The following is a 14638-nucleotide window of genomic DNA, read 5'->3' on the forward strand; positions in this document are numbered from 1 at the left end:
GGAGAATCGCAAGATCCAGCGATCCAGCCGCGTCGCCTCCGCCCCACCACCCTAGGGAACTGGCTCGGCAAGCGAAATCCGGCCGCGACTGAACACCCATCCGGCGCCGCCCGATCTGCCTTTGAGACTTTTCTGAATCCGCGATTGCCCCGTCACACAGGGGGCGGCATCATGCCCGCCATGGCATCTGTCTCGATTCTTCCCGAACCCGTCGCTCCGCCCGCTTCCAACGGCGGCATGGTCGTCAACTGCGTCGCTTACCGCACCGATGGTCGCCGCATCGGCGACATCACCATCGACGCGATCAGCGACGTGCTCAAGGAACCGGACACCTTCGTCTGGGTCGGTTTGCACGAGCCGGACGAACCGCTGCTGCTGAAGTTGCAGGAAGAGTTCAACCTGCACGATCTCGCCATCGAGGACGCGCAGCTCGCGCACCAGCGCACCAAGATCGAAACCTACGGCGACTCCCTCTTCATCGTGGCGCAGACCGCCCAGCTCGTTGGCGGCAACATCGCCTTCGGTGAAACGCAGATCTTCGTCGGCCAGCGCTACTTCGTCACCGTGCGCCACGGCGCGTCGCTGTCGTACGCGCCGGCGCGCCGCACCTGCGAGCAAACGCCCGAGCTGCTCGCCATGGGGCCGAGTTACGCCCTCTACTCCGTGCTCGACTTCATCGTCGACAACTTCCTGCCGATCGTCCGCGACTTCCGGCAGGAGCTGCACGAACTCGAGAACGACATCTTTGCCGAGACGTACAACCGGATGACCATCAAGCGCCTCTATGACATGCAGCGCGAGCTGATGACGTTGCGCCTGGCCGTCGTACCGCTGCAGGACATCGTGGCGCAGCTGACGCGGCTGCATCCGCACCTGATTCACGATGAGCTGCGGGCGTATTTCCGCGATATTTACGATCACGTCTTCCGCGTGAACGAGTCGATTTCCGCGATGCGGGAAATGCTTGGGGCGGCGATCAGTGTGAACCTGGCGCTCGTGACCTTCGGACAGAACGAAGTGATGAAGAAGCTTGCCGGTTGGGCGGCTATGTTGGCTGCGCCTACCTTGATCACGAGCTGGTACGGCATGAACTTCGCGCACATGCCCGAGCTGCAACAACCCTGGGCCTACCCCGCCATCACCTGCCTGGTCGCCTGCGTAGTAGGCATCATCTTCATAGCCCTAAAACGCAACAAGTGGTTCTAGCCAAAGCGCGCTTTTGTAGGAGCCGATTCATCGGCGAAAGGGTGCTAGCCACAAGGAACCTACCGCATGAACTCACTAACCGCCGAACACTACCTACTAGAAGTAAAACTCCGCCGCGACCGCACCCCCTCCTTCGACACCTACCCCTTCTCCCTCCCCGCCGTAAAAGAACTCGGCACGCTAAAGCTCCACCCCAAAGTCACCTTCATCGTCGGCGAGAACGGCAGCGGGAAGTCGACGTTGCTGGAGGCGATTGCTACGAGCTGGGGCTTCAATCCTGAGGGTGGAACGAAGAACTTCAACTTTGGAACGCGGCGATCGCACTCGGAGTTGCATGCGTTTCTTACGCTGGGGAAGAGCGTGAAGCGGGCGAAGGATGGGTTTTTCCTTCGGGCTGAGAGCTTCTTTAACGTGGCGACCGAGATAGAAAACCTCGGCGTCGGCGACTCCTACGGCGGGCGATCGCTTCACGAGCAGTCCCACGGGGAAGCTTTTTTTGCCGTCATCACAAAGCGGTTCGGTGGAAACGGCCTTTATATTCTCGACGAGCCGGAGGCGGCACTCTCGCCCTCGCGACAGCTGGCCATGCTAGTGCGCATGCATGAGCTCGTGGACATGAACTCTCAGTTCATCATCGCCACGCACTCGCCGATCTTGATGGCTTATCCGGATGCGGATATTTATCAGATTGATGAGACGGGGTTCTCCAGGACGGCTTATGAGCAGACGGAGCATTTCTTGGTGACGAAGGCTTTCTTGGGAAATCCGAATAGGGAATTGGCGTTGTTGCTCGAGTGAGTCGGCATCCACATCGTCATTGCCCCTCGTAGAACTGCTGAACTTACCGTCAAAGAGCAGATAAAGCCTCGATTTCAGCCCGTTCAAGTTCTCAATGCTCGCCAGACTAGGCGCGAATCTGCCGCACCGTCCCGTCTTCGTTGTAATCGATGAAGCCTGGCTGGCGCTTCCCCTGCACCATGCTTCCGTCGCACTCCGGCGTACCATCGTCCCACCAGCGCCGATATCGCCCTGCGTAAACACCCTCGACCATGGTCGCATCCAGCGTCATGTAACCGTCCCGGTTCCACTCGCGAACGGCGCCGTTTGCTATGCCAAGTTTGAACGTCGCTTCCCCGAATAACTGGCCGTTATCAAACCACATCCTGTGCAGACCACCCATCTCCGCGCCAACGGTGCTCCACTCGGCGCGGAGCACCCCGTTCGGGTGATAGATTTTATGCAACTGCCGTTCTTCTGATGTCATGTTCACCTCATGTCGCCCATGCTCCAAGGTTCCGGCGCTCTCAGCGAGGCCGCGTGAACGTGTTCTGCCGTGTCCTTGGTGATCATGGGCGCTGCGCCTTTCTGCCAGTAGCCACAGCTATCCATCCTTCAAAGGTGTGCGGGTTAGCCAACATCGTCGCCAGCTGCTCATCGATCGCCAACGGCAGCCTGCGCCCCCGGCCCCGATTCGTCGAGCTCCGAGAGCGTCAGGACCGCGAAGGATGCCTCAAGGCTTCCTGACGGAGAGAACGCGATCTTAAGCACCTTCTTCTCTGCTACAGCCGACACACTGGCTTCATATACTCTAAGCCTGTCGTCGGCGTTAGAGATGTCGAGAGTGAAGTCGTTGATGCCTGAAATCTCGATCACACAAGGGACGAGGCCAACGTATTCCGGTAGCCCGAGGGAGTTGGCATTTATGTCTTCAATTCTTATTTCGACACGCCTCTGCATCGGCTGCCAAACCAGCGATTCAATCACGCAATCGTGAAGGCCCCCTTTCCGGTCAAAGTACGCGACCAGATCGTCATCTTCCGTCAACTCCACACCCAGCTGTGCCCATTCGCGGACTTCGCTATCGGGGTCTGAAAGGAGCTTGTCGAGCGTCTCGACGACTTCCGGCAGAGGACCCAGGCGACCCAGCGAAACGGCAGCCATGGCTCGAACGTCAGCCTCAGGATCGTTAGCTGACTCAAGAAGAACCTGCATGCTCTCCTCAGCGTGCAGATGCCCCAGGCTCGCGACGGCCGTCGCACGAACTTCGAATGAGGGGTCGTGGACGGCCAGTTCCGCAAGTTTTGGTATGGATTCCGAACGAAACGGATACGTGGGCGTTCCGAATTGGCCGAGCGTAAACGCCGCAATTTCACGAACGAAATCGCGCAGATCGTCGCACCGTAGAAGAGCGTGATCGAACGCCTTCTTCTCCCCTCGCACCTGCAACTCGCGAGCCACAGCCATTCTCACGATGGTGTCCTCATCGTCGAGCATGAGCAGCAAAGCGTCAGACGGGTATGACCGGATAGCTTCAAACACCAGCAGCCTAACCGTTGAGTTGGGTACTTCATCATCAATCATCTGGCCCTCTCTCATCGTACCAAGGCAACTCTCGATTCATCATGGCGGCACGGGAACCGAGCGGCCAGACACGTGGCACCTCGGCGAGGTGCCGCCTACACGAGTGAAGTCGTTCAAGCACAGCTGTCCATCCCGTCGAACCCCCGGGGATTCGCCAACCAGCCCTCGACACCCTGCGCATTCTTGACCTGCACCCACCAAACAAACGTCGGTCGCGACTCGACCTTCAAGAAGCCCGTAAACGACACGTTCCCGAAAGCGTCCTCCGGCATGTCGATCTCATCGTCGTAAAATTTGCCGTGGTACCAGAAGCGGTCATAGGCCTCGCCCATGGGGTACAGGGTGAGCAAGGCGTCGCCTGGCTTTAGCGACAGCTCGGGTGCCGTACCGCCATCGCGATAACCCAGTGTTACGGCCTTGATGACCCTGGTCACGCCGGGCTTGCTCGTAATGACGATGCCGCGCCGCGCGCGGACCGTGTCACCCGGCTTCACCGCGAAGACGATCTTCGCGCCGGGAATGGTGGACGCCACCGCAGCCGCGGCGCTGGTGGCCCGCCATGGTCCATATTGACAGCACTCAAAGGTGCACGCGTTCTGAGCGACGTAAGGCATCGGGGGCGAGTCATGCGCACTTGCGTGAGGCTCCCGAGAAGGGCCCGCGGACGGCGACGACATGGCCAACAGCGTATGAAGCAGGACAATCATTTCCCTTGATCCCCCGAAGGCGGCAATCCGCCGCGAGACATCGTCGCCGCAAGCTCAGCCCCCGTCAACCGAGGGCCCCCTCCTCGGTGCGGGCCTCCTTCCAGCAAAGGCGCGCGTGTGCCTCGGTCGTGCACTTCACCGCCACATGAGTCAGCGCGCCGATGGCTTCGAGGCCCAGCGCCATTCGGCGGCAATCCACCGAATCAGCTTCGTGAATCAGGTCTGCCAGTAGTCTGGTGAGACCACGGGCATACTGCAACCACTCGGTGGCATCGTTCAAAAGCTCGTGCGCCGAGGTTTCAGGATCGATGGGATAGCTGGCGTGGCGATCCACCGGTCGATCGGTCGATACGGACATCGCATTCTCCTTATGTGAGCAGCGCCACTCGTCCAGTTGCGGCATGCCATGCAAGCACGGCATGCCGCGGATCATCCGGACTCGCGGGTTCATCGGCGGCCCGTGACCGGGCCCCAGGTGGTCTGCTTTGATGAAGTGTATTGCGGCGTCAGCTCCCTTCTCTCAGGTCACACGGCGACGCGCCGCGTTGCTCGGCCGAGAAAAAACTCAGGATTGCGGCTGACGCCGCGGTTCCTCAACCGTGTCTGCGGTGTAGGCAGACGGCCCGGTAACCGATGGGGGTGTCGCCGAGGGGATCCGGCGGGCGAACGGGTGCCGTATGATCGGGGGTAGCCAAGATCAGCTCCTACGTAGTTGGTTTGGTCAGCGGACCAGGGGTGTCTTCAGCACTCCTGGTCCGCGCTTTTCACCGCATTGAGCGATGGTTGCCTGCGAGGCGTTTGGAGCGACGACGCAGGCAACAAGGTGACCGTAGCAAATCAACTTGCGGTTGTCTGTAGGGGATCTTTCGTGCATGGCATGGCGGGTTGGTTTGTCACCTAGGGCAGTGAACGTGAAGCGTTGCTCCCTTCACCGTTCGGCCAGTTCTCGGGGATAACCCAGAGCTTCGTCGTCGAAGGATTCGGCCACCGGAATCCCCTATCCGAATGCTGATAGTTCGATTTTTACCGAGACTTCCTCGCCTCTGGCAAGCGCCGCAAGTGCTTTCGAAAAAGCTTCCACTTGCACGTAGTCGATCAGGAAGTTACTTCTGCCCCGTGCCGCGTTCCATGCTTATGACCCCTGTGCGCTCCTGCCCCGACACGCAGTTCGACTGGACTTCTGTCGCCTGCGGAAAATCTGAGCGACATGAGCTTTTCGCGCAGAACCTCCGGATGACTTGGATCGAGATAGCCGACATCTACCTCTCTCGACACCAGCCTCTCGCGGAGATTCGTTGCAACTTGACGTCGGATTTTTCCCCAGACACCTTAAAACGAGAGCAGGGCCGCCATTGCCGTCACGATCATTGGAGATCTAGGGGACTCCGGTCGACCATGCCGGCCCTCGACACTTAATTTGGCAGATCGGGAAGAAATAAGGGACATGCCGATTGAAACATGTCTCATATCCTTCCGCCCACGCCTAGAGGTCATCACGTGAGGCAATCCCGTCGGGAATCTCGCGTAGTCCCTCCGGACCAGCCGACCAAGGGAAAGTACCAAACCCAAGGACTCCATTCTCTACCGTGGATCTTTGGCACAGCCCTTGGAAGGGAGCGGAAGCCGATCAATCGTGACGAGTCGGTTGCCCCGCCATCCTTTAATGGGTATCCCACGCTTCGTAACTTCGTCATCCAGAAGCGCAATCAACTCGTCCGCGCCATCGATGCTTGGCATGATCATGATGAAGGAAAATGGCCATAGGCGCTTGTACGCCTGAAAGGAGCAAGCGGGGACCTTGCCGGTAGGTGAATCAATGACACCGCACCGAACAGCGACAATCTTCTCCCAACGCAAAGTCCGCCCTCGTATTCCGAAGAACGATCTGGCGATTCCGATGTCGTTCACCACGACGTCGCGGAACACAAGGATCGCAAAGAGGATCATGAAGGCGGCTACGGCGACCACGCTACCGATGTATATGCCATCGCCCGGGCGGTACCGCACGATCGCCAGGCGAAGGACATATCCGACAGCCGTGGCGAAGATGGTCGAGAGGATAAGGCCCAGACCCTGCTTGTTACCGTACCGAAATGTCCGTTTCATAAGATGTTTGTCACCAAGCCATACTGGGCCATGGGAAATGCTGGTCCTCTGGAGGCTGCGACTTTGCGCAATCGCCAAGTGGGTCAAAGGCACCGCCGAGTGCGTTCATGCCACCAGACATCATGCCACCGTACGCATCGCCCATGAGGCCAAGCCCTATATCGCCAGCGCCTGCCACCAATGCCTCGCCTGAGATAAGGGGGACTATCGCACCCAGACCCGCACCATATCCCGCTCGCTTCCATGTCGGCTTGTTCGACGCATAGTTTCCTGCGGCAGTTCCCAGCGCGCCGGAAGCGCCGCCCCATAGCGACGTCATGCCAGCCCTGCCCAGCGCGCCACCGATAGCGCCCCCGACATCACCTCCGATTGCCCCTCCGAGCTCGCCCATAACAGCACCTGCGGCAGGACCAAGTAAACCACCGAGCGCGCCTGTGGCGCCGCCGACAAGGGCGCCTGTCAAGGTGCTGCGTATGTCGCCGCCTGACGAGACATAGCCTGCGACACCTCCGATTACCGCGCCAACGACCCCACCCACAAAGCAAGTGAGACAGTGGCCACTAGCGTCCGTGAAATTGGTGGGCGCGCCACCCACGTACTGATATATGTTCGGCTGCCCCGCGAAGATAGCCATCGAGTCTTCGCTCAGAAAACGCCCCTCGGCAGGCAAGTAGTAACGCGACCGGTAGAAATAGAGGTCCTCATCATCCATTTCTCGGCCGGCATACAGATATTTGTTCGCCGCCGCGCCTGCGCCACCCGAGGTAACACCGTAGGCGTCATAGCCGATGCGGCCAACGATCGCCCCCGACCCATCTGTCGTTGCAGTCGTCGACCCAAGTGCATCGCGAAGAAAGTACTGCTCGCCAGCGTCGGATCCGCGCGAAAGCTTCTCGTCGACCGAGGTGCCCGTGATCATGCGATAGGAGGCATCGGCCACGCCTTCCTCAACCTTACTCAGGCCGTCGTATACGTACAATTTTTCTACGTCGGACTTCTTCGACGTCCCGAATCCCTTCCCCGCTCTGTCAGTTCACTTTCCCGCGTCGCCGGACAGGAGCGCCGCGATTCGCCGCGCGTCATCCGCGGATCCCAGGGCCGAGGCCCGCCCAGTCTTGAGGCTCCCCAGCGGTAGCTCCGGCCATTGGTCATTGCGCCCCGCGGGATGACCAAAGCTCAGGTCCGCCCCAAGTCGGATAGATCACGTCAAGTCGTTCTGATACTTTCGCAAAAGCGCCATGGGCCGATGCAAGGTGCATCTAGCAGCGAACAGCAGGGGGAATAAGCATGGAAAATCCGTTCTTGACGCGTTATCTCGTTAGCTCTGAATTACGCGAACTGGGCTTTAAGAGCGTAGGAGAAAAGGTACTCGTCGCCGCAAACTGCACCATCGTCGGCGCCGAGAACATCGAGATCGGTGACAACGTGAGGATTGATCCTTACACGACCATTACCGCTGGCGGCTCGGGCTGGTTGAAGGTCGGATCGCACGTTCACATCGCGGGATACGCGTTGCTGTCGGCGGGTGACGGCATCGAGATGGAGGACTTCAGCGGCATATCACAAGGGGTACGGGTCTATAGCCGCACCGACGACTACACCGGTAAAGCGCTGACGAACCCCACCGTTCCTGCCGAATTCACCCAAGTACGAGGCGGCACAGTACGACTTGGCCGGCACGTCATCATCGGATCGGGGACAGTGATCCTGCCTCGCCTCACGATCGGTGAGGGAACTTCCGTAGGCGCCCTGTCACTGGTGACAAAATCACTTGAGCCCTGGGGCGTCTATACAGGAATGCCAGCCACACGCCTCAAGGCTCGCTCTCAGGCACTACTGGAGAAGGAGCAAGCGTTCCTTGCCACACTGCGTCGAGCCCCATGAAAGAATGCCCCCGAGGCACATGTGCAACCTCGAGGGCCGTTCAGTAACTCGCCGTTTCAGCGCTTACTTGGCCTTGGCCTGCGGAGCCGTCCACTCCTTCAACCAGGCATTCACCTCTTCATGCCACTGCACACTGTTCTGCGGCTTGAGCACCCAGTGATTCTCATCCGGGAAGTGCATCAGCTTGCTCGGAATGCCACGACGCTGCAGCGCCGTGAATGCGCCCAGGCCCTGCGTTTCCGGAATGCGGAAGTCCTTGCCACTGTGGATGACCAGCATCGGAACGCGCCAGTCTTTCACGTGGTTGATCGGATTGAAGCGCTCGTAGTTTTCCGGGTGCTCGTACTGCGTGCCACCGTTCTCTTTCTCTTCGAACCAGAGCTCTTCGGTGTCGTAGTACATGGCGCGTGCGTCGAAGACACCGTCGTGGTCGACGAGGCACTTCCAGGGCTGGTTCCACACGCCGGCGATCCAATAGACCATGTAGCCGCCGTAGCTCGCACCGAGGGCACACGCACGGTCGCCATCGAGGAACTTGTACTTGGAGAGCGCAGCGCTCCAGCCGGCCTTGAGGTCATCCAGCGGCTTGCCACCCCAGTCACCCGATATGGCGTCGGTGAACTTCTGGCCGTAGCCGGTGGAACCGTGGAAGTTCACCGTGACCACCGCAAAGCCCTGCCCTGCGTAGGTCTGGGCATTCCAGCGGTAGCTCCAGCTATTGGTCATCGCGCCCTGCGGACCACCGTGGATGATGAAGGCCACCGGGTAGGTCTTGCCGCGCTTGTAGCCGACTGGCTTGACCACATAGCCCTGTACGTTGTCGCCGTTCGCACCCTTGAAGGTGAAGAACTCGAAGTCGCCGGTCTGCGCGCTCTTGATGCGCTTGGCGTTGAAGTGCGAGACCTGCTTGAGGCTCTTGCCCTTGACGTCGGCGGTGTAAAGATCGGCCGGATGCTTCAGGTCATCACGAGTCAGAAGAACCTTGTTGCCACTGATCGAGTAGCCGCTGACGGAGCCATCGGTGACCAGCGTGGTCGCCTTGCCCGTCGCCACGTCGATCGCGAACAGCGGATGCTGGCCGTTGTCGTCGGTGGTGGTGTAGAGGGTCTTGCCGTCTGCCGATACCGTAAGGGTGCCTGCGGATCGATCCCATGAAGGGTCGATCTCATGCTTGGCGCCAGAAGCGATGTCCAAAGCCCAGATACCGAAACGATCGGCTTCCGAGCCGGGATCCTTCATGGCCGTATAAAAGAGCGTCTTGCCGTCCGGCGACACCACGGGGTTGGCATCCCAGGCCAGGTTATCGGCCGTGAGATTCGTCGGAGCCGCTGAGCCATCCGAAGGCACACTATAGATATCGAAGTTGGTCGACCAGGGCTCGGTCTTGCCGGCAATGCGTACGTCGAAGTACACGGTCTTGCCGTCCGGCGAGAAGGTGAACTCGTCTTCGCTGCCGAATGGTTTGCTCGGCACGTCGCCGTCGATGCCCTTGCTCAGGAGCACGGGCTGCGAGGCGTTGCTAGCGTCGGCAATGTAGAGCTGGTTACGACGGCCATCGGCCCAGGTGTCCCAGTGACGGACGAAGAGTTTGTCGTAGACCGTGCCGGTGGACTTGTCCTTCTCGCGGCCGTCGAGGCGTTCCTTGGTGCAAGCCAGGTCGGCGCAGTCGGTAAAGACCTCATAGCTCAGCAGCAGCTTCGAGCCGTCCGGCGAGAGCTTGAACGAGCCGACGTCCAGGGGAGCCGTGGTCACGGCATCGCCAGTCCGCACGGTCAGGGCCAGGCCCTTAGCATTATCTGCGTCGAACGCGCGGTGCCAGACCTGGGCCACCCCATCCTTCGCAGCCGTATAGAAGATGGACTTGCCATCCGGCGCCCAGCGCGGCGAGGAACCCTTCTCTACCACCTTGACCGGCTGCGGCGGTTTGTTGAGGTCCATCACATAAATCGAGGTCACGCCCTTGTTGGCGGCGTAGTCGGTGGCGCGCACGGTAAAGAGTGCGTAGCGCCCGTCCGGCGAGAGCTGCGGGTCCCCGACACGGTCCATCATGACCAGGTCGCGGATGGAAAAGGGGTGCACGGTGGCGTTGTCTGCGTCAGCAGCCAAAATTGGGCCGGACGCAAGCGCGAGGGCCATCGCGGCGAGTAGAAGTTTCATGGGGGGCTCCCTTGGTAATGCCGCTGGGGACGGTACGGCGTGTGGGGCGCCGGTGCAAGCGACTCGGGCTGCCAGCTTACGGCCGAGGCGTGTACGATCACGACCCTGACGGCAGTGGGCCGTCTGGAGGGGACAGCGTGGGCAAAGCAGCCAGGGACCCGACGTGGTGGGTGCTCGTCATCGCCACGGCCGCCGCATTCGTGCTCAGGTATTGGTTTGTATCCACCGCCTGGATCGAGCATCCGGTGCGCGGGGACGCGCTGGACTACGTGTCCTATGCGGCAAACCTCATTCAGCACCACGTGTTTTCCGTGGCATCCGGCGGGGCGCCGGTCGTCCCGGACAGTTACAGGGACCCTGGGTATCCGACGTTCCTCGCGCCGTTCCTCGCCCTTATCCAGAACGCCGGCCTCAGGTATCGAACCCTGCAGACCGCCCAGGCATTACTGGGCGCGCTCACAGTCACAGCATATCTATGCCTCGCACGTCGCTGGCTCAGTATTCCCTGGCTCATCGTCACAGCCGTGCTACTCGCCATCTGGCCCCACTCGATCACTGCGCCGGCCTATTTGCTCAGCGAAACACTGCTTGGGTTTCTTGTCTCGGTCGCGCTGGCGACGGTCGCCAAGGGCGTTGCCGACGATCGCGCTGGACGGCTTGCCGCTGGCGGCCTGCTGTTCGGATGCGCCGCGCTGACCAACGCGGTCATGGCACCTTTTCTCCCTGTCGTGGCTGCCGCCGGATACCTGGCGCAACCGGCCCGGCGTCGGCAATGGATCATTCTTCTCGTCGCGTCGCTGGCGCTTCCGGGGCTGTGGGCGTTGCGAAATGCGGTCTCCGCCGAAGGCCCCGCGGCAAGCCAACGTGCCATCACGAACCTCGTGCAAGGTTCCTGGCCCGAGTACCACAGTGCGTGGCTCGACAGCCTCTCGGGTGACCCGGCTGGCGTCGCCATGACTCGCCGCATCGATCACGAAGTCTCACTGGCCGTTCGTGACCGCGCCGCAGGCATGACTTCGCTCACCAATCGCCTGGGTGCGGAGCCGGGTAGATACGCCGCTTGGTACGCCTCGAAACCTGCGCTGCTCTGGAGCTGGAGCATGCGCATCGCAAGCGGACATATCTACGTCTTTCCGACCGTCGACTCACCGCTGGAGTCGAACGATATAGCCTGGTACACCATGCAGGCTCTCGTGATGGCTAATCCGATCGTCGCGATCCTTGCGTTGCTCGGCTGCGTCGTTGTGATCATCGGTCGCGCCGATCGCCAGGCAAGCATGACGGCTGTCTTGCTGCTTTACGTTACAGCCGTCTACTCGGTGCTTCAGTCGGAACCACGGTATGCCGTGCCATTTCGAGGAGCCGAGATCGTCATGGCTGCCCTGGGAGCAGCATGGCTGAGCGCAGGCTTTCTTACCCTCTGGCGCAGGCGACTTGGGCACCTCGCCACTTCCGGAACCTCATCCGCCGGGGCTGCCCCGAGGCGATCGGCATGAGTAGACAAAAAAAGCGGACGGCGTGGATCATCCTCGCCTGCACCCTTCTGGCCCTCGCCCTGCGCCTCTACTTTACAAATGTCGCCATAGTCGACAAACCGATCAGCGGCGATGCGCGCGACTACACCGCCTATGCGTGGAATCTCATCAATCACAGCGTTTTTTCCAGCGCCGCTCCCTCGCCGGCCAAACCTGTGCCGGATAGCTACCGCGATCCAGGTTATCCCGTTTTTCTTGCCGCAGTCGTCTCGGCCTTCCCCACAGGTTGGTACGGTGCCGTTCGCTGGATTCAATGCCTGCTAGGCGCCCTGACCGTGCTGGCGTTGCTCGCCGCCGCGAGGGACTGGCTGAGAGACGGCTGGCTGATCGCGGCCGGCGTGTTGATGGCGGTATGGCCTCACTGCATCACTATTCCTACCTACATTCTCAGCGAAACGCTGTTCGGGTTTCTTGTCGCCATGGCGCTTGCCGCCACGAACGAAGCTATCCGACGCACCGATACGCGATGGGCATGCGCGGGGGGCCTCATGTTCGGCGCCGCGGCCCTGACCAATGCCGTGCTGATGCCGTTCGCACCGATGGTCGCTGCGATTTTCGCGTGGCGCTCGCCTACCGAGCGGCGTCAATGGCTCGCTCTTCTTCTGTGCGCTGTCATGTTGCCAGGGGCATGGTTGGCAAGGGGCGCAACCATCGATGCCGGCCAATCCGCCGGGCTCCGCGCATCCACGAACTTTGTCCAGGGGTCATGGTCGTCCTACCATGCTGCGGCGCACGGCGTAGCCGCTGGCGACGAGACCAGCAAGAGGATCATGGGCACGATCGATGGCGAAGTTGCCGAGATGGCCCGGGACCCATCCGCCGGCCTGCACGCCATTCTGGATCGGCTGCAGGCGACACCGCGAGACTCGATGTCGTGGTACCTGTCCAAGCCAGCACTCTTGTGGAGCTGGAATCTCCAGATCGCCTCCGGACATATCTATCCGTTTGCGACGTCCCACTCGCCCTTCCAGGTGCGCAACGCGCTCTATGCAATGACCCAGTTGCTGATTGCCATGAACGACTGGATGGCCGCCGCCGCACTCGCTGGCTGCCTGGTCGTGGCGTTCCGCGGGGTCGGGGGGACGGCTTCTCTTTCGAGCATGCTGCTGCTCTATGTCACGGCTGTCTACGGCATTCTCCAGTCCGAACCGCGCTACGTCATCGCCTTCCGCGGAGAGGAAATCTTGCTGGCAGTCCTCGCAGTAGCGACGGCTACAAGGGCGATCTTCGAACCCAATGGACCTGTCCTAAGGCATTTTCGGAGAACGACGTCACGTTTCGGCAACGAAAAGGCAGGCGGGTTGGCCGATGGTATGGATCGTGCTGAGTGACAGGAACACTCCGCCAAGAACCCGCCCATGCTTCCGACCAAGCACGCCAACGGCTTCACTTTGATCGAACTCATGATCGTCGTCACGATCATCGCCATCCTGGCGGCCATCGCCATCCCTGCTTATCAGGATTATGCGATTCGTGCCCAGGTGTCCGAGGGGATCAATCTCTCCACAGGTGCAAAAACAGCGGTGTGGGACTTCTTTGCGGATAAAGGTCGCCTTCCGGCGGCGAATGAATCCGCCGGCCTCGCAGCAGAAGGGTCGATCTCCGGAAAATACGTGTCGGGCGTTCGGGTAACCGATGGCGCGGTCACCGTCTTCTACGACACAACCAACGCCAACGCGCATGTGCAGTCCAGCGCTATCACACTCTCCCCCATCACTGGCCCCGGTGCCATTGCCTGGGTGTGCAAGGGATCACCCATGGAAAGCCGCTACCTTCCCACGGCTTGCCGATAACACAGTAGGAAGTGACGCTAAATGTCACCTTGTGACGCGCAGTGTCATGACGCAGCACATTGAATATAGGCGGATTTCTCCTATTGCATGCGAGACGTGACACCCGGCACAATTCCGGCACGCGCAATATGAGGGAATATGCGCCGTCGGGTATGGCATGCAAGATGCATTCGACAAACACGAGCTTCCTGGTCGTTCCTGACCACGTGAGTGAGAAAGGGGATCGGGGCCCTTCCTAGGGGGATCCGGTACCGGGGCTCAGGGGGCACCACAATCGGTTAGCTAACCACCTTTACATAGATAGGAATCGCCATGAAGAACGTGCAGAAGGGCTTTACCCTGATCGAACTGATGATCGTTGTCGCGATCATCGCCATCCTGGCCGCCATCGCTATCCCGGCTTACCAGGACTACACCATCCGCTCGCAGGTCTCGGAAGGTCCGGTCCTCGCTGACGGCGCCAAGACGGCCGTTGCCGAGTTCTTCCAGAACACCGGTCGCTTCCCGCCGAACAATGAATCGGCTGGCCTTGCCTCGGCCGGCAGCATCAGCGGCCAGTACGTCAAGACCATCACGGTTGGTGCCAACACCGGCCTGATCACGGCTGCGTACGGTGGCCCGAAGGCCAGCACCAAGATCCCGGAGGCTTCGACGCTGGAGCTTTCGCCGATCACGAATGCCGGTTCGATCGCGTGGACCTGCAAGAGCACCACGATCAAGAGCAACTACCTGCCGTCGAACTGCCGCTCGTAATTCGAGCTGCATGCAGGACAAAAAAGGAGCCGCTCACGCGGCTCCTTTTTTTTTGGTCGCGCCTGGCTTCGGAAAGGCGCTACCCCTTGGGTATGACAGGGAAGTAGACTAGGCCCGCGCGCCCGGCAAGGTCGCC

14 protein-coding genes are annotated in these 14638 nt (G+C 60.5%); 7 read left to right on the forward strand and 7 right to left on the reverse strand.

Translation table 11 applies throughout. The features are described from left to right. Positions 1 to 180 precede the first annotated feature (180 nt). On the forward strand, positions 181 to 1206 hold the full coding sequence (locus tag C8J98_RS18500; protein ID WP_233260300.1) for a magnesium and cobalt transport protein CorA: 1026 nt from the start codon (positions 181 to 183) through the stop codon (positions 1204 to 1206). A gap of 66 nt (positions 1207 to 1272) precedes the next feature. Further along, positions 1273 to 2004, forward strand: a complete 732-nt coding sequence (locus C8J98_RS18505) for an AAA family ATPase (protein WP_107914781.1) — start codon at positions 1273 to 1275, stop codon at positions 2002 to 2004. 106 nt (positions 2005 to 2110) lie between these two features. Here the strand turns inward: C8J98_RS18505 and C8J98_RS18510 are convergent, their stop codons facing one another. From C8J98_RS18510 to C8J98_RS18535, 6 genes are all read right to left on the reverse strand, one after another. Next, positions 2111 to 2470, reverse strand: a complete 360-nt coding sequence (locus C8J98_RS18510; protein ID WP_107914783.1) for a hypothetical protein — start codon at positions 2468 to 2470, stop codon at positions 2111 to 2113. A gap of 167 nt (positions 2471 to 2637) precedes the next feature. Next, positions 2638 to 3567, reverse strand: a complete 930-nt coding sequence (locus C8J98_RS18515) for a HEAT repeat domain-containing protein (RefSeq protein WP_158272754.1) — start codon at positions 3565 to 3567, stop codon at positions 2638 to 2640. A 113-nt stretch (positions 3568 to 3680) separates the two neighbouring features. Beyond that, positions 3681 to 4181, reverse strand: coding sequence for a hypothetical protein (locus C8J98_RS18520; protein ID WP_146171669.1), 501 nt, complete (start codon positions 4179 to 4181; stop codon positions 3681 to 3683). Between the two features lie 157 nt (positions 4182 to 4338). Beyond that, a complete protein-coding gene (locus tag C8J98_RS18525) occupies positions 4339 to 4632 on the reverse strand; it encodes a hypothetical protein (protein WP_146171670.1) in 294 nt (97 codons plus the stop codon). A 1223-nt stretch (positions 4633 to 5855) separates the two neighbouring features. Further along, positions 5856 to 6380 carry a hypothetical protein gene (locus C8J98_RS18530; protein ID WP_107914791.1) on the reverse strand — a complete coding sequence of 175 codons (525 nt, stop codon included), beginning with the start codon at positions 6378 to 6380 and terminating at the stop codon, positions 5856 to 5858. 10 nt (positions 6381 to 6390) lie between these two features. Then, positions 6391 to 7320 (reverse strand): RHS repeat-associated core domain-containing protein, encoded by a 930-nt coding sequence (locus C8J98_RS18535; protein WP_146171671.1) that lies wholly within the window; start codon positions 7318 to 7320, stop codon positions 6391 to 6393. 347 nt (positions 7321 to 7667) lie between these two features. Between C8J98_RS18535 and C8J98_RS18540 the strand changes: the two genes are divergently transcribed. Next, complete coding sequence (locus C8J98_RS18540) at positions 7668 to 8264, forward strand: acyltransferase (RefSeq protein ID WP_107914794.1); 597 nt, start codon at positions 7668 to 7670, stop codon at positions 8262 to 8264. A 63-nt stretch (positions 8265 to 8327) separates the two neighbouring features. Here the strand turns inward: C8J98_RS18540 and C8J98_RS18545 are convergent, their stop codons facing one another. Continuing rightward, positions 8328 to 10421 carry a S9 family peptidase gene (locus C8J98_RS18545; protein ID WP_107914796.1) on the reverse strand — a complete coding sequence of 698 codons (2094 nt, stop codon included), beginning with the start codon at positions 10419 to 10421 and terminating at the stop codon, positions 8328 to 8330. 137 nt (positions 10422 to 10558) lie between these two features. Between C8J98_RS18545 and C8J98_RS18550 the strand changes: the two genes are divergently transcribed. The 4 genes from C8J98_RS18550 to C8J98_RS18565 all read left to right on the forward strand — a co-directional run bounded on the left by C8J98_RS18550 (position 10559) and on the right by C8J98_RS18565 (position 14502). Then, entirely contained in the window at positions 10559 to 11917 is a 1359-nt protein-coding gene (locus C8J98_RS18550; protein WP_107914798.1) for a hypothetical protein, read from the forward strand. After that, entirely contained in the window at positions 11815 to 13287 is a 1473-nt protein-coding gene (locus C8J98_RS18555) for a glycosyltransferase family 39 protein (protein ID WP_107914800.1), read from the forward strand. Before C8J98_RS18550 ends, C8J98_RS18555 begins: the two co-directional genes overlap by 103 nt. Before the next feature lie 27 nt (positions 13288 to 13314). Beyond that, positions 13315 to 13749: a pilin gene (locus tag C8J98_RS18560; protein ID WP_107914802.1), complete on the forward strand. Its 435-nt coding sequence runs from the start codon at positions 13315 to 13317 to the stop codon at positions 13747 to 13749. 312 nt (positions 13750 to 14061) lie between these two features. After that, positions 14062 to 14502: a pilin gene (locus C8J98_RS18565; RefSeq protein WP_107914804.1), complete on the forward strand. Its 441-nt coding sequence runs from the start codon at positions 14062 to 14064 to the stop codon at positions 14500 to 14502. The last annotated feature ends 136 nt before the right edge of the window (positions 14503 to 14638 follow it).

The sequence above is a fragment of the Luteibacter sp. OK325 genome (assembly GCF_003050935.1).
Lineage (GTDB): Bacteria > Pseudomonadota > Gammaproteobacteria > Xanthomonadales > Rhodanobacteraceae > Luteibacter.